The following is a 16,540-nucleotide window of genomic DNA, read 5'->3' as shown; positions in this document are numbered from 1 at the left end:
ACCCTATGTTCTCTCCGCGTTCCTTGATCACTTACCCGCGCATGGCGCGCCATGCCTCCGCTCTGAGCGTGGGGCTGCCGCCCGACGAGGCCGTCGTCGTCGATGCCCCGGACGCGCCGCTGCGCGCCGCCTTCGCCGCGGCCGCCTCCGGCGACTTCGGTGCGGCCCGTGAACTCCTCGCCACCACACGCCTCGACATGCAGTGGGAGCGCCGCGACGCCTGCGTCTCGGACCTCGCGTCCTTCGCACTGCACAATCCCGGCTGGCTGGACGCCTGGCTGTCCGAGGCGCCCGAGGACCCGGACGCCGTGCTGGTGAAGGCGGATCTGTGCATCCGGCAGGCGTGGGAGATCCGCAGCTCGGCGCGGGCCGACGCGGTGAGCGAGGACCGGTTCCGCGGCTTCTTCGCGCTGCTGGAGGACGCCGTCCCGGTGATCGGGGCGGCCATCGAGCTCAACCCCGCCGACCCCGTCCCCTGGCGCATCGCGCTCACGCACGCCCGTGGCTGCCAGGCACCCCGTGAGATCTTCGACAGCTACTGGGCAGAGGCCACCGCCCGCTCCCCCCATCACTTCGGCTGTCACGCGACGGCCCTGCAGTACCTGTGCGACAAGTGGTACGGCTCGCACGAGGAGATGTTCGCCTTCGCGGAGCGCGCCGCCGACGAGGCGCTGCCCCCGTCCAAGCTGCAGTCGCTGCCCCTCCAGGCGGCCGTCGAGTACGTCATCGTGGCCGCCGCCGTGGCGGACGGGCCGATCGACCCGTCCCGGATCGACGCCGCGATCCAGCGCGCCCTCGACATGGTCGCGCACTACGAGGCGGGCGACCCGGAGGTCGCCGACGTACGCAACCACCTCGCCCTGATGCTGGCCAACTCGGGCCGCTGGGCCGAGTCGCTCGAACAGTTCCGGGCCATCGGCGTGCACGCCACCCGGTTCCCCTGGGCCTATGTCGGGGACCCTCGCCAGGAGTTCCTGGAATACCGCACCGGAGTGCGGATGCAGGTCGCGGGAACCACCCCGCTCTTCGGCCGGCCCCCGCAGCCGGCCTCGCCGGCCATCCCCGCGCCGGCCGGCGAGCCGTACCCGGCGGCGGAACACTGCTCCCTCGCCGTCGTCTCCGCGACCCTCGACACGGTCGCCGAGGCGAGCCCCACGGGGCCGCCCCTGCGCATGGCCACGGCCGCCAACGGCTGGCACACCCTGGTCGAGATAGCGCTCCACCCCGACCCCACGCGCCGCGGCTCCCTGCACACCCGGGACCGGCTCGTCACCGCGGCGGGCACCTTCACCACCCGGGAGCGGTGGCCCGCCCTGATACTCCACCGGTCGGGTGACCGGCACGGCTTCACCCTGGTGCACCAGGGCAAACGACTGGCCGAGCACCAGTGGGACCCGGCCGCCCCCGTCCCCGGCCTCGACGAGGTGACGGCCACGGCCCAGGCGGTGGCCACCGCCTATGACATCGCCGACATCCGTCCGCTGATCGCCCTGCTGCGCGGCTCCGACGACGCCCCGCGCCGGCAGGCGGACCTCGTCGCGGCGCTGCGCATGCCGCCCTTGCCCGCGGCGTTCGGGACCCGCGCCGAGGTCCTCACCGAGCTGCCCGACGCCCGCATCCTCACCCGTCCCGGGGCGATGGGCGACTGGGAGAAGGCCGCCGCCGACGGGCAGACACCCCACCGGGTCTACACCGTGCGCAGGCCCTGGCACTGGTGGACGCTGCGTCTGCTCTTCCTGCCGCTCTGTATCACGATGGCGGTCTGGGGCTGGATGTCGGACGACGTGATGTTCCTCCGGCCCTTGCTCGCGACCCTCTCCGCGCTCTACGTCGGAAGCCAGTTGGTCGGTGCCTGGCGGCGCCGCCCGCGCCGGTGAGAGCGGGGGGCCTCCACGTGAACAAGCAGGACGAGCCGGCCCGGAAGGCGGTCGACGCCGCCCGCCGAGGGAGCGCGGCGTCGCTGGAGGGCGTTCTCGACCCCGGGGACGCCGAGCACTGGATCGCACTCGACCTCGGGATACGGCGGCAGTCCTCGTCCTGGCCCTGGTCGGACACCCTGCCCTCCATGGCGTGGGTGCGCGCCGGCGAGCCGCCCGCGAACGAGCCGTCGCTCGCCGTGGCCCTGTGCCACCCCGACGGCCGGATACGACAGGCCGCCCTGGGTCGCGGTGCGGCCGTCCCGGCGCTGCTGCCGCTCGTCGCCGTGCGCTGCGCGGACTGGGTCGCCCCCGTCCGCGCGCGGGCCCGGGAGTTGCTGCGCGCGGCCCTGGCCGAGCCGGATCCGGTGACCCTGGCCACCGTCACCGCGGTCGTGCTGCGCATGGCACGGCGCCGGCACGGCCAGTGGGCCCGGGAGCTCGTCGTGGAGAGATTGCGGCGGGCCGACGACGAGCTGACCGACGCCCTGCTGGCCAGCCGGGACCGGGCCACCCGCCGCCTCGCGCACCGCATCGCGATCGGCCGGGACCGCTTCTCTCCCGCCACTCTCGCCCGTCTCGCGGCCACCGACGACGACGTGGTCGTCCAGGACTTGTGCGCCGACGCCGCCCTCGCCCGCACCGGCGACGGCCGGCACGACGAGATCCTCCGCCCGTTGCTGGGCTCCCGCCACTCACGTGTGCGTGCGGCGGGGGTGACGGCACTGGGCCGGACCGGACGTGCCGAGGAGGCCACGGGATTCCTCGCCGACCGCTCGGGCGTCGTCCGCGCCTGCGCGCGGTGGGTGCTGCGCCGACACGGCCGGGACCCGCTGCCGCACTACCGGAAGGCGTGCGCCGGCCCGGCCGCGGCCGTCCTTCCGGGGGCCGTCGCCGGGCTGGGCGAGTGCGGCACCCGGGCGGACGCCGACCTGCTGCGCCCCCTGCTCACGCATCCGAGCGGTCCGGTGCGGGCCCGCGCGGTCGGCGCGCTGCGCGTGCTGGGCGCGGTGGACCCCGCGTGGCTGCGCCCCCTGCTCGACGACCCGTCGGCGTCCGTCGCGCGCGAGGCGTCCGTCGCGCTCCTGCCGTACGCCGCGGAGCTCCCCGCGGCGTGGCTGTGGGAGCGTCTGGCCGTCGACCGGCCCCGGCACGTGCGGAGCGCTGCCCACCGGCTGCTGTCGGAGCATCGCGGCACGGTCCCGTTGCTCTGTCACCTGAGCCTGCTGGACGACCCGGAGCCGCGGCTGCGCGTCCGGGCCCGGGCCGCGGTGCCACGGTGGTGCCCCGCCGACGCGGCGTCGGCGTACGCGGCCCTCTCCCCCGTCGAGCGTACGGGTCTGGACACGCTGATCGACCGGGCCGAACCCGTCCTGGGCAGCCGGACGGTGGACCTGCTGCGCTGGTATCTGAGGTCGGCCGGCGGGGAGGGCGCCGCTCAACGGGCTTAGGTCCAGGCGGGCTTGGCTGCCCCGCGGTGACCGGCCGGGGCGGGGCGGCGGCTCCCGCGGAGGCTACCGGCCGTGCCGCTCCCCCACGGACGCGACGGCGGGCTTGGTCCCGATGACGACGGTGGCGTTCAGGTCCTCGCAGGTGACCACGCGCGGGATCAGCCCGCTGCCGGCGAAGGCCTCGAGGGTCCTGGGTGCCTGACGCTCGCTCGTCTCGACCAGCAGGTGACCGCCCGGTGCCAGCCACAGCGGGGCCGCGGCGGTCACCCGCCGCTGGACGTCCAGACCGTCCGCGCCGCCGTCGAGCGACACCAGGGGCTCATGCAGACGAGCCTCCGGCGGGAGCAGTCCGATCGCTTCGGTCGGCACGTAGGGCGCGTTGGCGACGAGGACGTCGACGCGGCCCCGGAGGGTGGCGGGCAGCGGTTCGTAGAGGTCGCCCTCGTGGACGCGGCCACCGGCCGCGGCGAGGTTGCCGCGGGCACAGCGCACCGCGGCGGGGTCGATGTCGGCGGCGTGCAGCTCGACCCGGTCCAGGGCCGCGCCGAGCGCGGCGCCCACCGCGCCAGAGCCGCAGCACAGATCGACGACGACGGGGGCGGTCCGCGCGGCGTTGGCCGCGATCTGCCGGGCGAGGGCGACGGCTTGGGTGACGAGGAACTCGGTACGGCGCCGGGGTACGAAGACTCCGGGGTCGACGGCTATGCGCAGACCGTGGAACTCCGCCCAGCCGAGGACGTGTTCGAGGGGAAGCCCGGCGATCCGGCGGTCCACCATGGCGGCGAGTTCGGCGCGGTCACGTGCCGTGGAGAGGAGCAGCTCCGCCTCGTCCTCGGCGAAGACACAGCCGACGGCCCGGAGCCTGGTGACGATGGCGGATCGGGAGAGGGAAGAGGAGAGCGATGACGGGGAAACCGACATGGGAAGCCTTTCGGGTACCGAAGGGCGCTCTCCCGGTCACTGTGACAAGTGGACCGTACAGCCGTGAGATGAGAGCACCCAGCCTGCTACTGCGGTAATGGGTCTCACCTCCTCGGTCGTTTCCGTACTGGTGCCGGTCACACTACATGATCCACACCGGGGGCCCGTACGGAAAGGGGGCGGGGGATGATCAGGGCGTGCAGACAGTGACAGCAGACACCGACGGGCGGCCGTCGTCCGGGCTCACGGTGACGGTCTCGGCGTTGATGGTCGAGATGGCGTTCGCGGCCGCCGCTCTGTGGTCCTGGGGAGTGACCCACCCCGGTCCCGAGGACGAGAGCGGCGCCTTGGCGGTCCTGGTCCTTCCGTTCTTCCTCCCGGTCGTGGCCGGCGTGGCCCTGGTCCTCGCGCTGACGCTGGTGCTGCCCACCGTCGCGCTGGCGCGCCGGGCGGGGGCGCGGTGGGGCGGAGCGGGGGCCTGGTGGTGGATACCGGCCGTGGCCTCGGCGATCTCGGCGGCCGGTGTCACCGTCGTGGGTGGGTGGGCCGGGTTCCGCGGGGGCGTTGCGGCTCCCCCGGTCTATCTCTGGTGGTGGCTCGCGGTGACGGCCCTGATCGTCCCCGCGGGCCTGCTGGCCCGTCTCGCCCGGCGCCGCGCCGCCGAGGGGCGGCCGGTGCGGGCCCGCACGGTGCTGTTCGGTGGTTGCGCGGGCGTGGTGGCCTTCTTCTTGGCGCTGCTGACCGTCGCGATCGTGGTGGAGTCCGCCTTCGGCTGACCCGGCCTCCCACGGCCGGCCTTCCGGGCCTGCTCGGGCCGCGCCGGCCCGGGGCCGGGGGCGTCGGGGCCGCGCCGCCTACGATGCCGTCATGGCCCCGTTCCTGATCGAACGTCCGTCACGGCTGCCCGTCGATGCCGCGTGGCAACGACTCACCCACTGGGAGGACCACGCGGCGCATGTTCCGCTCACCCGGATCGTCGTGCTGACGCCGCACCCGCCCGGCGCGGGGACGAGGTTCGTGGCCCGCACCGGGGTCGGGCGCGTTGCCTTCGACGACTCCATGGACGTGGTGCGCTGGGAGCCGCCCACGGCCACCGCCCCCGGCCGCTGCCGGCTGGAGAAGCGGGGTTCGGTGGTCACCGGCTGGACCGAGCTGGAAGTACGTGCGCACGGTGCGGGGTCGTGGGTCGTCTGGGAGGAGGATCTGCGTGTCCGCGGGCTGCCCCGGCTGTTCGACCCGCTGATCACCTGGTCCGGCCGGCTGGTCTTCGGCAGGGTGGTGCGCCGCCTGCTGGACGGCTGACGCGCATCACGTCGCGGTCCGCCGGCCCAGATCAGGAATAGGTCGTCCCTTCCCGGCAACGCGAAGAGAGAGACAGCCGATCCGACCGCGACAGAGGGAGTTGCCACGTGAACTGGCGACAAGACGCCGCCTGCCGGGAAGAGGACCCCGACCTGTTCTTCCCCGTCGGCACCACGGGCCCTGCCGTCACGCAGACCGAGGACGCCAAATCCGTGTGCCGGCGCTGCCCTGTCATGGAGGAGTGCCTCCGCTGGGCCATGAACTCCGGTCAGGAATACGGGGTATGGGGTGGGACGAGCGAGAAGGACCGCCAGGCCATCCGCACGGGGCGAAGGCAGTACGCCGCCGCCGCGCGCTAGGACGGGTGCGCCGTGCCCGCGCACGACCCGCGTGCCGCACCCGCCGTTCACCACAAGCGCCGTTCACTACAAGACAAGCGTTCACGACAAGCCGCGGCCGTTCCGTCCGGAACGGCCGCGGATCTGGGATCAGGACCTGTCAGCGTCCCAGGGAACGCTTGAGTTCGCTCTTGTTCATCGACGAGCGCCCGTGGATGTTGCGGCGCTGCGCCTCGGCGTAGAGCTGATCGTAGGTCGGTCCCTGGGCGCCGCTGTGGGAACGCTGTCCGCCTCGCTTGGAGGAGGACATGTCCTGCGTGGAGCTCTTGCTCGCGGTGCGGGACTCACCGGAGCGTGCGCGTTCCTTGTTCACGGTGCGGGCGGCTATCTCCTTGGCCCGCTTCGTGCTCTCGCCGCGGTCCTCGGCGCTCTCCTTGATGTGCTCGTACTGGCGTTCACGCTTCGGACTTGATCCTTGAGGCATGTTCTCCGGTCCTTACGGCGTCCGTACCGGTTCCGGCGTCCACCGCCGGAACCGGTGGCATCAGCGCTCGAACTTCTTCTTCGCGTCCGACACGGTCTCCTGAGCCTTGCCCTGCACCTTCTCGGCCCGACCTTCGGCTTCCATCCGCTTGTCGTCGGTGGCGCGGCCGGTGGTCTCCTTCAGCTTGCCCTTGGCCTGCTTGGCCTTGCCCTTTGCCTTGCTCATGGTCCGGTCTCCTGTCTGTCGGAAGGCGGCTGCCTTCAAAACCCACCCTGTGGGCGGCCTTCGAGGTCCGCAACCGCACTCAGCCTGACGTGTCGGTTTCCTTGTTCCCCTTGTCGTGACGGTCATTGCCGGGGATCTCGCGCGGTTCCAGGGGGCGGACGGCGGGGCCGTGCAGGACCGAGCCGTCGGTGGCGAACCGGGAGCCGTGGCAGGGGCACTCCCACACCCGCTCGGCGTCGTTGAAGTGGACGAGGCAGCCCAGGTGTGTGCACCGCGCCGAGACAGCCCGTGCCTCGCCGGACGGATCGCGGTAGACCGCGCACCGCCGGCCGCCGATCCGTACGACGGCCCCACGGCCCGGTGCGATGTCCGTGACCGCGTCGACGTGGGTGGTGTGCAGCCGGTCCCCCACGGAGTGCCGGGCGACGTCCAGTTGGCCCTTCATCAGCTCCGCGGTGTCCCGCAGCGGCGGCAGTCTTCTCGGATCGAAGAGCCGGGTCCAGGCGGGGCGCGGGCCGCCGGTGATCCGGGCGGCGAGCAGCCGGCCGGCCATCACCCCGTTGGTCATGCCCCAGCCGCCGAAGCCGGTGGCCACGTAGACGTGCCGGGTTCCGGGATGGACGTGGCCGACGTAGGGCAGGTGGTCGTCGGAGTCGTTGTCCTGCGCGGCCCACCGGTGGACCGACGGCGCGTCCGCGAAGCCCGGCAGGCAGGCGTCCGCCCAGGCCTGGAGCCGCTCGAACCGGTCGGCCACACCCGGCGCACCCGGTGTGAAGGACTCGCCGGTGACGATGACCAGCCGCCGTCCCTCGCCGTAGGGGGCACTGCGCACCGAGCGGGTGCCGTCCTGCGGTGTGAGGTACATGCCCGGGGGCGCCTGCGCGGCCGGGACCGGCGCGGCGACGACCAGTTCCCGGCGCGGTGTGAGCCGGGTGAAGAGCAGGGACCGGTCGAACACCGGGTAGTGCGTGGCGATGACGACGTCCCGCGCGTGCACCACGGCTCCGTTCTCGGTGGCCAGACGGCAGCGAGCGCCGTCGTGGAGCCCCACCACACGGGTGCGTTCGTGGACGCGTCCGCCGCCGGCGGTGAACCGTTCGGCGAGTGCCAGCAGGAACTTGCGCGGATGGAACTGCAGTTGACCGGGGACGCGCACGGCGGCGGCCACCGGGAACGGCAGGCCGGTGTCGGTGACGAGCGAGGCGTCGAGCCCGGCTTCCCGCGCCGCCCGTGCCTCCTCGGCGACGGCGTCCGCGTGCTCGGCCGTCCGCGCGTAGGTGTACGCGGGGGCCCGCTCCGGTTCGGCGTCGATGCCCAGCTCCGCGCAGAGCGCGGCCACGTGTTCCACGGCGTCGAGCTGCGAGCGCGCGTAGAGGGCGGCGGCGTCGGCCCCGTGCTCGGTCCGCAGCCGCGCGTAGCACAGGCCCTGCAGCGCCGAGAGTTTGGCGGTGGTGTAGCCGCTGACGCCGGTGGCGATCCGGTCGGCCTCCAGCACGACGACGTCCCGGCCGCCCCGGGCCAGCTCCCACGCGGTGCACAGGCCGGCGATACCACCGCCGACCACGGCGACATCCGCCTCCACCACGGCCTCCGGGCCGATCGCGGGGTACGCCGTGACCGGTGTCGAATCCATCCAGTGGGACTCGTACGTCGTGCGGGCGGGTTTCGGCATGCCCTTCCATGTTCCCGGTGCGGCCCCGCCCTAACGTGGGGATACCGGACGGCGTAACGAAGCCGGTCGGCGGGCAGCCGACCGGGTGACGGCACCGCTCCCCGCGCGTGGGGGCCGGTCCGGGCGGAGAGGATCCCGCCCACCGTTCCGTCCGTCGCTCCCCCGTCCGCCCGAACCGCCCCGGAGAGGGATCCGGCGCAAGCTGAGGAGAGCGCCGGGCATCGCGTCGCGGCGGTGGGACGGTGGCGAGGGGACAGGAAGGAGCGCCGTATGGCGGCGACCGGAGGGCAGGGCGGCACATCCGGGCCCGGCGGGGAGCGGCACGACGGACGCGACGAATCGGTCAACGAACGGGCGGACCGGCTCTGGAGCGAGCTGCTCCAGGAGGTCCGTGTCACGCAGACGGGGGTGCAGATCCTCTTCGGTTTCCTGCTGACCGTGGTCTTCACACCGCGATTCGCCACCCTGGACGACATCGATCGCATCATCTACGTGGTCACGGTCGTCCTGGGAGCGGCGACCACCGGCGCGCTCGTCGGCCCGGTCTCCTTCCACCGGATCGTGAGCGGACGCCGGATGAAGCCGCAGACCGTCGCCTGGGCCGCGCGGCTGACCATGGTCGGGGTCGTACTGCTCCTGGCCACCGTCGCCTCGGCGCTGCTGTTGATCCTGCGGATCGCGCTGGACAACGCGGCAGTGCCGTGGCTGGTCGCGGGGGTGGTCACCTGGCTGCTGCTGTGCTGGTTCGGGCTGCCCGGCTGGGCCCTGCACCGCCACAAGCCGAGGGAGTAGCCCGGGCGCATCGATCGTGGGGATTCGGGGCCGGCGGGGGTTTCCCCCGGCCGCCGTTCGGTCACCCGTACCGGGGTGGGGCGGGACCACGTGACCGCGCGGGCCGCGCGGCCCCGTCGTCACCGGCCGGAACCGCTTCTCAGCAACAACGAGAGGACCATGATGAGCAGCATGCGGATCGCGTTCCTGGTGGCACCGGAAGGTGTCGAACAGATCGAGCTCACCGACCCCTGGCAAGCGGCGCTCGACGCCGACGGCACCCCCCGGCTGGTCTCCACGAAACCCGGCCGTATCCAGGCGTTCCACCATCTGGACAAGGGCGACACCTTCGCCGTGGACGCGGACCTGGACCACACCGGCGTCGACGACTACGACGCGTTGGTCCTGCCCGGGGGCGTCGCCAATCCCGACGCGCTGCGGATGGACGAGCGGGCCGTGGCCTTCGTGAAGGGCTTCTTCGACGCGGGCAAACCCGTCGCGGCCATCTGCCACGCCCCCTGGACCCTGGTGGAGGCGGACGTCCTGCGGGGCCGGACCCTCACCTCGTGGCCCAGTCTGCGCACCGACATCCGCAATGCCGGGGGCACGTGGGTCGACGAGCAGGTCGCGGTGTGTACGAGCGGCCCCAATACGCTCGTCAGCAGCCGCAAGCCCGGCGATCTGGAGGCCTTCTGCGCGGCCTTCACCAGCGAGTTCACGAAGGCGTCGGCGTGAGCGGAGGTCATCGGGAGCGGGGCCCGCTCCCGATGACCTCCTTCCTTCAACGCAGGTGAACGATCTTGTACATGCCCATGAAGACGTGCGGCAGACCGCTGTGCTCATCGGGTACGTAGCACGTCAGCGCGTAGGTGCCCGGCTTCAGACCGTGGATGCGCAGCAGTGCCTTGTGACCGGGCGAGATCCCGCCGAAGCCCACGGGCTGACCGGTGAAGGGTGACTTCGCCTTCTTGCCCTGCGCCATCGCGTCGAAGTACTTACGGAGGTCCCGGTCGGTGGTGCCGGCGGAGACGCGCTGGATCTGCGCCTCGTGGACCTCGGACGAGGCGTTGCGGATCAGAATGGGCTTGTGGGAGGTGACCAGCCCCTCGGTACGGAAACGCGGTCCCGCGTCGGTGTCGCGGAAGGTCACCGTGCTGTGCGGTGACCTCGTCAGCTCCTTGTGGTGACCGTGGTGCGAGCCGTACAGCTTGAGGGACTTCACCACCGGCTTGGTGGGACGTTCCAGGAACGCCGTGAAGTCGATCAGGTAGACCGTGCCGTCCGGGATCGACGTGGTGAATTCCTCGTGCACCTTCCGGGTGACGAAGGCTCCGCCCACGGCCTCGGCGTCGGCCTCGAACGCCCGCATTCCGGCCGCGGCCCTGGACGGGGTGTGACTGACCGCGTCGGCCAGGTCGCGGAGCACGCGGCGGATGGGTACGCCCTTGTGCGGGCGCACGACCTGGAGCTGACGTCCGTCCTTGGCGTCCGTGGAGACCCGGAAGGCGACACGACCGCCTTCGTGGTGGTGCGGTGCCTTGATGCCCGAGGCGTTGACGGTGACGTCGATCGGGGACGTCCCGTGCCGCTGTGCGGTGGCACCGCTCGCTCCGCCCACGGTGGTGGCGAAGGTGAGGGCGGCGACGGCCGCCGTCCTCACCCCGCGTCTGAGCAGTTGGCTGCGCATAGAGATCCCTTCCTTCGATGATCCCCGTGACCACACATCACCCCTCACGGACCCGGTGAAGCCGATGCCGACCGGATTCGAGCCAATCGGGCTAGGAGCCGGGCCGGCCCGCGCGGCCCGGCACTCCCGCCGCGTCACCCCACTGCGCGACGAACCGACGCGGAGCCCCTCGGGCCTCTTGCGCTGCATCCGCCTCAACCGTCAAGGTCCTTACCGACGTTCCCGCATGTGCAGCTCATCATCAGCTCCCAGGAGGACCGATGCACGAGCCAGCCCCGCACCACCACGAGGACCCCGAGGTCAGCCGCCGCTCCGTGCTGAGGTCCGCGGGCGCCGCCGGCGCCGGACTCGGCGTGGGTCTCGGCGGACTCGGCGCGGCGAGCGCCGCGGCCGCCCCCCAGGCCCCCGGCGCCCCGGCGCCGCAGGCGGCCGACGAGCCGGCCTGGCCGGCCCGCCAGGGCAAGACCATGATCGGCACACCGTTCGAGCGGCGTGGCACCGTCCGGGTCGGGATCATCGGTCTGGGCAATCGCGGCGATGCCATGACCGACCTCTTCCTCGCCGTCCCCGGTGTCACGGTCAACGCGCTGTGCGACCCGGTCAGAGCGAAGGCGGAGAAGGTCGCCGCCAAGGTCACGGCCGCGGGCCGGCCCGCTCCCGCCCTCTACACCAAGGGCGAGGACGACTACGAACAGCTCTGCGCACGCGGTGATCTGGACTTCGTCTTCGTCGCGACGCCCTGGGAATGGCACTTCCCGATGGCCGAGGCGGCCTTGCTGAACGGCAAGCACGTCGGCGTCGAGTGTCCGATCGCCATGGAACTCGGCCAGCTGTGGCGGCTGGTGGACCTCTCGGAGCGCACCCGCCGGCACTGCATACAGATGGAGAACTGCTGTTACGGCAGAAACGAGATGCGGGTCCTGCGCATGGCGCACGCGGGTCTCTTCGGCGACCTCCTGCACGGCGCGGGCGCGTACATCCACGATCTGCGCGGGCTGATGTTCTCGCCGACGTACTACGAGGGCCCGTGGCGGCGGCTCTGGCACACCCGGCTCAAGGGCGACCTCTACCCCAACCACGGGTTCGGGCCGGTCGCCAACTACATGGACGTCAACCGCGGGGACCGCGCGGTGCGAATCACGACGTTCGGCTCCCCCGCCCTCGGGCTGGCCGCCTATCGCGCGGAGCACATGCCGGCGGGTGACCCGAGCTGGAAGGAGAGCTATGTCCAGAGCGACATGTCGATCAGTCTGGTCCAGACGGCGAAGGGCCGGGTGATCCGGCTGGAGCACGCGGTCTCCAATCCGCATCCCTACAGCCGTCTGAACATTCTGGGCGGCACGAAGGGGGTCTTCGAGGACTACCCGCCGAGGATCTATCTCGAGCCGGAGATGTCCGACGACAGGTGGGGCGATTTCAAGAAGTACGAGAAGTGGGACCACTGGCTGTGGAAGGAGCACGCCAATCCGCCCGGTGGGCACGGCGGCATGGACTACATCATGGTCTTCCGGCTGATGCAGTGCATGCGCCTGGGTCTGGTGCCCGACTTCGATGTGTACGACGCGGCCACCTGGACCGCTCCCGTGCCGCTCAGCCACGCTTCGATCAAGGCACAGGGCGCGCCGCAGGCCATCCCCGACTTCACACGGGGGCTGTGGCGGCAGGCCCGCCCCGGGATGGACTCGGCGAAGCCGTAGGGATCCCTTCCTCGGTGCGGGGACGTGGCGCGTCCCCGCACCGGGGCGGTCACCGGCCGGGCACGGTGGCGGCCTCGCCGACCTCCAGCGTCTCCAGTCCCGGGGGCAGTGTCCCTGTGTGGACGACGCCCAGCCTCTGCGTCGCCCGGGTGAGCGCGACGTACAGGTCGCTGACCCCGAACTCCGCCGGTTCCGCCACGATGACCGTGTCGAACTCCAGACCCTTGGCCTGCCTCGGGTCGAGCAGCACCACCGGGCTGGTCAGATCCGGGGAGGAGCCGGCAGAGGCGGCCGGGAGGGCCGCGGCCAGGGCGTCGTGGTGGTCACGCGGGGCGATCACCGCGAGGCGGCCTTCCGTTCGCGTCTCCCGGGCCACGGCCTCGGCGACCGCGCGGGGCAGGTCGCCGGTGTGGCGGGCCCATGGTCGTACGCCCGTGGAACGGATCGAGCGCGGCGGCTCGAAGGCGGTGTCCACGGACCGGATCACGTCGGCGGCGACCTCCATGATCTCCGTCGGCGTGCGGTAGTTGACACCCAGCTTGACGTGTTCCCAGCGGTCCTCGACGTACGGCGCGAGGATCGGCTCCCACGCGCCGCAGCCGCCCGGTTCGGCGGTCTGCGCCGGGTCGCCGACCAGGGTCATCGAGCGGGTCGGGCAGCGGCGCATCAGCAGCCGCCACGCCATCGGGGACAGCTCCTGGGCCTCGTCCACGATGATGTGGCCGAACGCCCAGGTGCGATCGGCGGCAGCGCGTTCGGCGGCGCTGCGGTGGTCGGCCTCCTCGTGCCGGTCCGCGAGCCGTTCCGCGTCGACCAGGTCGTGCGCGGCCAGCACCTCGGAGTCCTCGTCGTCGCGGTCCTCGAACTCCTGGGTGCGGGAGCCGTAGGTGAGGTCGAGAACGCCCTGCGCGTACGCGATGCGCTGCTGGCGCTCGGCCTCGGCGGCTGCGCGGGCCGCCGCGTCGTCCTCGCCGAGGAGTTCGGCGGCCTCGTCGAGCAGCGGGACGTCCGCGGGGGTCCAGTCGCCGCCGGTGCGGCGGATCGCCCGCGCGTCGGCTTCCGGGAGGTGGACGGGGTCGGTGAGGAAGTCGGCGACCAACTGCTCCGGTGTGAGGGCGGGCCACAGCTCCTCGATGGCCGAGTGCACCTCGGGGCTGGTGGCGATGGCCTTGCCGAGCTGGGCGATGTCGTCGGGGCCGAGGAGGTTCGGCCCGCCGTAGGGGTCGGCGCCGAGCCGGTCGGTCAGCTGCGCGGTCAGCGCGTCGATGACGCGGAACGCGAAGTGCGGGCGGGCGAGGTTGTGCGGCAGCCCGGTCTCGCGGGCCCGGCGCCGTGCCTCGCGGGCGATTTCCTCGTCCAGCAGCAGTTCGCCGTCCTCGTGCCCGATCACGGTGACGGGGTCGGGCAGCGTCTGCCGGTCCCGCACGAACCGCGCCAGCGCGTCGGCCATCGCGGCGCCGCCCTTGACGGCGGCGGCCCGGGCGGTGTCGGTCCCGGTGGCGGTCACGCCGGGGAAGAGTTCGCCGGGCGTGGCGAGCAGGACACCGGTCTCGCCGAGGGAGGGCAGCACCTCCGAGATGTAGCCGAGGAACGCGGGGTTGGGCCCGACGATCAGCACGGCCCGGCGGGCCAGCTGCTCCCGGTGGGCATAGAGCAGGAAGGCGGCCCGGTGCAGGGCCACGACGGTCTTCCCGGTGCCGGGGCCGCCCTCCACGACGAGGACGCCGTGGTGCGGGGCGCGGATGATGCGGTCCTGCTCGGCCTGGATGGTCTGCACGATGTCGTGCATCCGGCCGGTGCGGGAGGCGTCCAGCGCGGCGAGCAGGACGGCGTCCGCGTCGGTCCCCTCATGGCCGGTGCGCAGGGTGTCGGCGAGGTCCAGGATCTCGTCGTGCAGAGCGGTGACGCGGCGGCCTTCGGTGGTGATGTGACGCCTGCGGCGCAGCCCCATGGGGGTGTGCCCGGTGGCGAGGTAGAAGGGGCGGGCGACCTCCGCCCGCCAGTCGATGACGAGCGGGGTGCGGTCCGCGTCGTCGCGCCGGATGCCGATCCGGCCGATGTGGTGATCCCGTCCGTCCCGGAACACCAGCCGGCCGAAGCAGAGCCCGTTCTCCCCGGCGTTGAAGGCGGCGAGCAGCCCGGACTGTTCGGCGACGAGCACATCCCGCTCCAACCGCGCCTGCAGACCGTTCCCCGCCGGAGCCAGGGCGTCCTTCACCGACGCCTCGGCTCCCGCCCGCAGTTCGGCCAGGCGGTCGTGGAGCAGATCGATGAATTCCTGCTCGCTCGTCCATTTCTCGTTTGACAATTCTGCTCCCACCCGGATATCATGGCCTCATAACGCTTCTCCATGCCATGAGTTCCGCAGGGCATGGAATTCTCCAATATACGCAGAGAATTACCCCGGCCGTCAATACGGTCCGGGGCTTTTTCTTTTCCGTGGCGGAAGCCGCTCCACCCCCTGCCGGAGCCCGTCGGCGGCCTCGTAAGGTAGCCGTATGAAGGCGACGGGGGCATTGATCGGGCTGGCCATCGGGGACGCACTGGGGTTCCCCACCGAGTTCGACGACGTACAGTCGATTCTGGCGAAATGCGGGCCCTGGCGGCGTATGGAACTGCCCCGGCCCGCGTTCGTCACCGACGACACCCAGATGACCCTCGCGGTCGGGCGCGGACTGCGTGCCGCGCTGGAGCGCGGGCCGCTGAGTCCGCCCGGACTTGCCGGACCGCTGCGCGAGGAATTCGTCGCCTGGTGGCGCTCCCCCGACAACAACCGTGCCCCCGGCCGTACCTGTCTCACCGCCTGCGCACTGCTCGCCGCGGACGACCGGCCCTGGCAGCGGGCGAGCGTCACCGGCTCCAAGGGCTGCGGCGCCAATATGCGCGTGGCGCCCGTGGGCCTCGTCCCCGGCCTCACCGGTGAGGAGCGCGCCGGGGCCGCACAGCTCCAGTCGGGGCTCACCCACGGGCACCCGACCGCGCTCGCCGCCAGTGACCTCACCGCCCACGCCGTGCGGCTGCTGGCGCGGGGCACCGAGCCCGCCCGGCTCACCGGGCTGCTGCGCGCCTACGCGAGCGACAACCGCACGCGCTACCACGAGCACTGGCTCGGCGATCTGTGGCGGCACACGCACGACGCGGGGCCGGAGAGCTTCATCGCCCGCGGCTGGGACGAGTGCCTCGGGGTTCTCGACCGGCTGGAGGCAGCGCTCCGCTCGCCCGACCCGGAAAGCGACCCGTGCCTGGCGACGGGCGCCGGCTGGATCGCGGAGGAGGCGCTGGCCACCGCGCTGCTGTGCTTCCTGCTCTTCCCCGACGAGCCGCTCACCGCCGTGCGGCGCGCCGCGTGCACCTCGGGTGACTCCGACTCCATCGCCTGTCTGACCGGAGCCTTCGCCGGCGCGTACCTCGGCCCGGGGGTCTGGCCGCAGGAGTGGGCGGAGCGGATCGAGTACCGCGACGAGCTGCTGGCGCTCGGTGCCGCGTGGGACGCCTGACGCCTCCTCTCACCGCCCGGCAGCCCCCCGCTCGCCGTTCGTGGAGACCCAGAAGCGCAGCTTCTGCCGTCGCCGGTCCTCGTAGACGCCGCCGCAGGCCTCGATCACCTTGCGGGAAGCGACGTTGTCCGGATCACAGGTGATCAGGGCCCGGTCGATGCCGAGGCCACGGGCTATCGGGAGGGCGGCGCGCAGCATCGCCGTCGCGTGCCCGCGGCGGCGGGCGGAGGGACGGACGTCGTAGCCGATGTGGCCGCCCCATTCCAGGAGTGGCGGGGTGAGGACATGGCGGATCGCCAGGCGGCCCAGGTAGGTGTCGCCGACGACGTACCACAGGCTGGTGGACGGGGCGTGGCCCTCGGGGCGCGGGGTGTCGGCGTGGGCGTCCGCGCGGACCGCTTCCACGTACGCGGCGAAGTCCTGCGGGTCGTGCCATCGAGTGCCGTAGGCGCGAATGGCTCGGCCGACATTGGAGTCGTCGCCCGGCCCTCCGCGTCCCTCGGCTGCGAACTCGGCCATGGCGGCGACGAACGACGCGTGGACCCGTACGTCAGGTGTGATCAACTTCGTCATCGGGCC

At 72.5% G+C, this 16,540-nt stretch carries 16 protein-coding genes; 9 read left to right on the top strand and 7 right to left on the bottom strand.

All coding sequences use genetic code 11. The features are described 5' to 3' along the window. Window positions 1-41: 41 nt before the first annotated feature. Both AB8O64_RS34595 and AB8O64_RS34590 read left to right on the top strand, forming a co-directional pair. Window positions 42-1,877 carry a hypothetical protein gene (locus AB8O64_RS34595; RefSeq protein WP_370423620.1) on the top strand — a complete coding sequence of 612 codons (1,836 nt, stop codon included), beginning with the start codon at window positions 42-44 and terminating at the stop codon, window positions 1,875-1,877. Between the two features lie 17 nt (window positions 1,878-1,894). Beyond that, window positions 1,895-3,367 carry a hypothetical protein gene (locus tag AB8O64_RS34590; RefSeq protein ID WP_370423619.1) on the top strand — a complete coding sequence of 491 codons (1,473 nt, stop codon included), beginning with the start codon at window positions 1,895-1,897 and terminating at the stop codon, window positions 3,365-3,367. A 63-nt stretch (window positions 3,368-3,430) separates the two neighbouring features. Here the strand turns inward: AB8O64_RS34590 and AB8O64_RS34585 are convergent, their stop codons facing one another. Then, window positions 3,431-4,288 (bottom strand): putative protein N(5)-glutamine methyltransferase, encoded by an 858-nt coding sequence (locus AB8O64_RS34585; RefSeq protein WP_370423618.1) that lies wholly within the window; start codon window positions 4,286-4,288, stop codon window positions 3,431-3,433. 197 nt (window positions 4,289-4,485) lie between these two features. Here AB8O64_RS34585 and AB8O64_RS34580 point away from each other — a divergent pair, with 197 nt between their 5' ends. From AB8O64_RS34580 to AB8O64_RS34570, 3 genes are all read left to right on the top strand, one after another. Then, complete coding sequence (locus AB8O64_RS34580; protein WP_370423617.1) at window positions 4,486-5,064, top strand: hypothetical protein; 579 nt, start codon at window positions 4,486-4,488, stop codon at window positions 5,062-5,064. Between the two features lie 91 nt (window positions 5,065-5,155). Next, window positions 5,156-5,590 carry an SRPBCC family protein gene (locus tag AB8O64_RS34575; protein WP_370423616.1) on the top strand — a complete coding sequence of 145 codons (435 nt, stop codon included), beginning with the start codon at window positions 5,156-5,158 and terminating at the stop codon, window positions 5,588-5,590. Window positions 5,591-5,697: 107 nt separating this feature from the next. Then, a complete protein-coding gene (locus tag AB8O64_RS34570) occupies window positions 5,698-5,949 on the top strand; it encodes a WhiB family transcriptional regulator (protein ID WP_370423615.1) in 252 nt (83 codons plus the stop codon). A gap of 139 nt (window positions 5,950-6,088) precedes the next feature. Here AB8O64_RS34570 and AB8O64_RS34565 read toward each other — a convergent pair whose 3' ends face one another. The 3 genes from AB8O64_RS34565 to AB8O64_RS34555 all read right to left on the bottom strand — a co-directional run bounded on the left by AB8O64_RS34565 (window position 6,089) and on the right by AB8O64_RS34555 (window position 8,309). Further along, window positions 6,089-6,412 (bottom strand): plasmid stabilization protein, encoded by a 324-nt coding sequence (locus tag AB8O64_RS34565; protein ID WP_356450504.1) that lies wholly within the window; start codon window positions 6,410-6,412, stop codon window positions 6,089-6,091. Window positions 6,413-6,472: 60 nt separating this feature from the next. After that, window positions 6,473-6,637 (bottom strand): CsbD family protein, encoded by a 165-nt coding sequence (locus AB8O64_RS34560; RefSeq protein WP_356450506.1) that lies wholly within the window; start codon window positions 6,635-6,637, stop codon window positions 6,473-6,475. A gap of 79 nt (window positions 6,638-6,716) precedes the next feature. Further along, window positions 6,717-8,309, bottom strand: a complete 1,593-nt coding sequence (locus AB8O64_RS34555; protein WP_370423614.1) for an FAD-dependent oxidoreductase — start codon at window positions 8,307-8,309, stop codon at window positions 6,717-6,719. Window positions 8,310-8,579: 270 nt separating this feature from the next. Between AB8O64_RS34555 and AB8O64_RS34550 the strand changes: the two genes are divergently transcribed. Continuing rightward, window positions 8,580-9,101 carry a DUF6328 family protein gene (locus AB8O64_RS34550; RefSeq protein WP_370423613.1) on the top strand — a complete coding sequence of 174 codons (522 nt, stop codon included), beginning with the start codon at window positions 8,580-8,582 and terminating at the stop codon, window positions 9,099-9,101. A gap of 171 nt (window positions 9,102-9,272) precedes the next feature. Further along, the gene (locus AB8O64_RS34545) at window positions 9,273-9,815 is read left to right on the top strand and encodes a type 1 glutamine amidotransferase domain-containing protein (RefSeq protein WP_370423612.1); all 543 of its coding nucleotides are present in this window, start codon (window positions 9,273-9,275) and stop codon (window positions 9,813-9,815) included. Between the two features lie 46 nt (window positions 9,816-9,861). Here AB8O64_RS34545 and AB8O64_RS34540 read toward each other — a convergent pair whose 3' ends face one another. Beyond that, on the bottom strand, window positions 9,862-10,767 hold the full coding sequence (locus AB8O64_RS34540) for a hypothetical protein (RefSeq protein WP_370423611.1): 906 nt from the start codon (window positions 10,765-10,767) through the stop codon (window positions 9,862-9,864). Window positions 10,768-11,027: 260 nt separating this feature from the next. Here AB8O64_RS34540 and AB8O64_RS34535 point away from each other — a divergent pair, with 260 nt between their 5' ends. After that, the gene (locus AB8O64_RS34535; protein ID WP_370423610.1) at window positions 11,028-12,464 is read left to right on the top strand and encodes a Gfo/Idh/MocA family protein; all 1,437 of its coding nucleotides are present in this window, start codon (window positions 11,028-11,030) and stop codon (window positions 12,462-12,464) included. A gap of 49 nt (window positions 12,465-12,513) precedes the next feature. Here AB8O64_RS34535 and AB8O64_RS34530 read toward each other — a convergent pair whose 3' ends face one another. After that, complete coding sequence (locus AB8O64_RS34530) at window positions 12,514-14,772, bottom strand: helicase (RefSeq protein ID WP_370423609.1); 2,259 nt, start codon at window positions 14,770-14,772, stop codon at window positions 12,514-12,516. Between the two features lie 190 nt (window positions 14,773-14,962). Between AB8O64_RS34530 and AB8O64_RS34525 the strand changes: the two genes are divergently transcribed. Next, the gene (locus AB8O64_RS34525) at window positions 14,963-15,961 is read left to right on the top strand and encodes an ADP-ribosylglycohydrolase family protein (protein WP_370423608.1); all 999 of its coding nucleotides are present in this window, start codon (window positions 14,963-14,965) and stop codon (window positions 15,959-15,961) included. A gap of 9 nt (window positions 15,962-15,970) precedes the next feature. Here AB8O64_RS34525 and AB8O64_RS34520 read toward each other — a convergent pair whose 3' ends face one another. Then, window positions 15,971-16,534, bottom strand: a complete 564-nt coding sequence (locus AB8O64_RS34520) for a GNAT family N-acetyltransferase (protein ID WP_370423607.1) — start codon at window positions 16,532-16,534, stop codon at window positions 15,971-15,973. Window positions 16,535-16,540: the final 6 nt, after the last annotated feature.

Source organism: Streptomyces sp. QH1-20, assembly GCF_041283565.1.
Classification (GTDB): domain Bacteria; phylum Actinomycetota; class Actinomycetes; order Streptomycetales; family Streptomycetaceae; genus Streptomyces; species Streptomyces syringius.
The sequence above is the reverse complement of the archived record's forward strand: the minus strand, read 5'-3'. Positions and strand labels throughout refer to the sequence as shown.

What these genes read in the sequence shown, in the direction of transcription:
- AB8O64_RS34595 (WP_370423620.1), top strand. Translation starts at nt 42, where the DNA reads ATGGCGCGCCATGCCTCCGCTCTGAGCGTGGGGCTGCCGCCCGACGAG.
- AB8O64_RS34585 (WP_370423618.1), bottom strand. Translation starts at nt 4,288, where the DNA reads ATGTCGGTTTCCCCGTCATCGCTCTCCTCTTCCCTCTCCCGATCCGCC.
- AB8O64_RS34575 (WP_370423616.1), top strand. Translation starts at nt 5,156, where the DNA reads ATGGCCCCGTTCCTGATCGAACGTCCGTCACGGCTGCCCGTCGATGCC.
- AB8O64_RS34565 (WP_356450504.1), bottom strand. Translation starts at nt 6,412, where the DNA reads ATGCCTCAAGGATCAAGTCCGAAGCGTGAACGCCAGTACGAGCACATC.
- AB8O64_RS34560 (WP_356450506.1), bottom strand. Translation starts at nt 6,637, where the DNA reads ATGAGCAAGGCAAAGGGCAAGGCCAAGCAGGCCAAGGGCAAGCTGAAG.
- AB8O64_RS34555 (WP_370423614.1), bottom strand. Translation starts at nt 8,309, where the DNA reads ATGCCGAAACCCGCCCGCACGACGTACGAGTCCCACTGGATGGATTCG.
- AB8O64_RS34550 (WP_370423613.1), top strand. Translation starts at nt 8,580, where the DNA reads ATGGCGGCGACCGGAGGGCAGGGCGGCACATCCGGGCCCGGCGGGGAG.
- AB8O64_RS34545 (WP_370423612.1), top strand. Translation starts at nt 9,273, where the DNA reads ATGCGGATCGCGTTCCTGGTGGCACCGGAAGGTGTCGAACAGATCGAG.
- AB8O64_RS34540 (WP_370423611.1), bottom strand. Translation starts at nt 10,767, where the DNA reads ATGCGCAGCCAACTGCTCAGACGCGGGGTGAGGACGGCGGCCGTCGCC.
- AB8O64_RS34535 (WP_370423610.1), top strand. Translation starts at nt 11,028, where the DNA reads ATGCACGAGCCAGCCCCGCACCACCACGAGGACCCCGAGGTCAGCCGC.
- AB8O64_RS34525 (WP_370423608.1), top strand. Translation starts at nt 14,963, where the DNA reads ATGAAGGCGACGGGGGCATTGATCGGGCTGGCCATCGGGGACGCACTG.
- AB8O64_RS34520 (WP_370423607.1), bottom strand. Translation starts at nt 16,534, where the DNA reads ATGACGAAGTTGATCACACCTGACGTACGGGTCCACGCGTCGTTCGTC.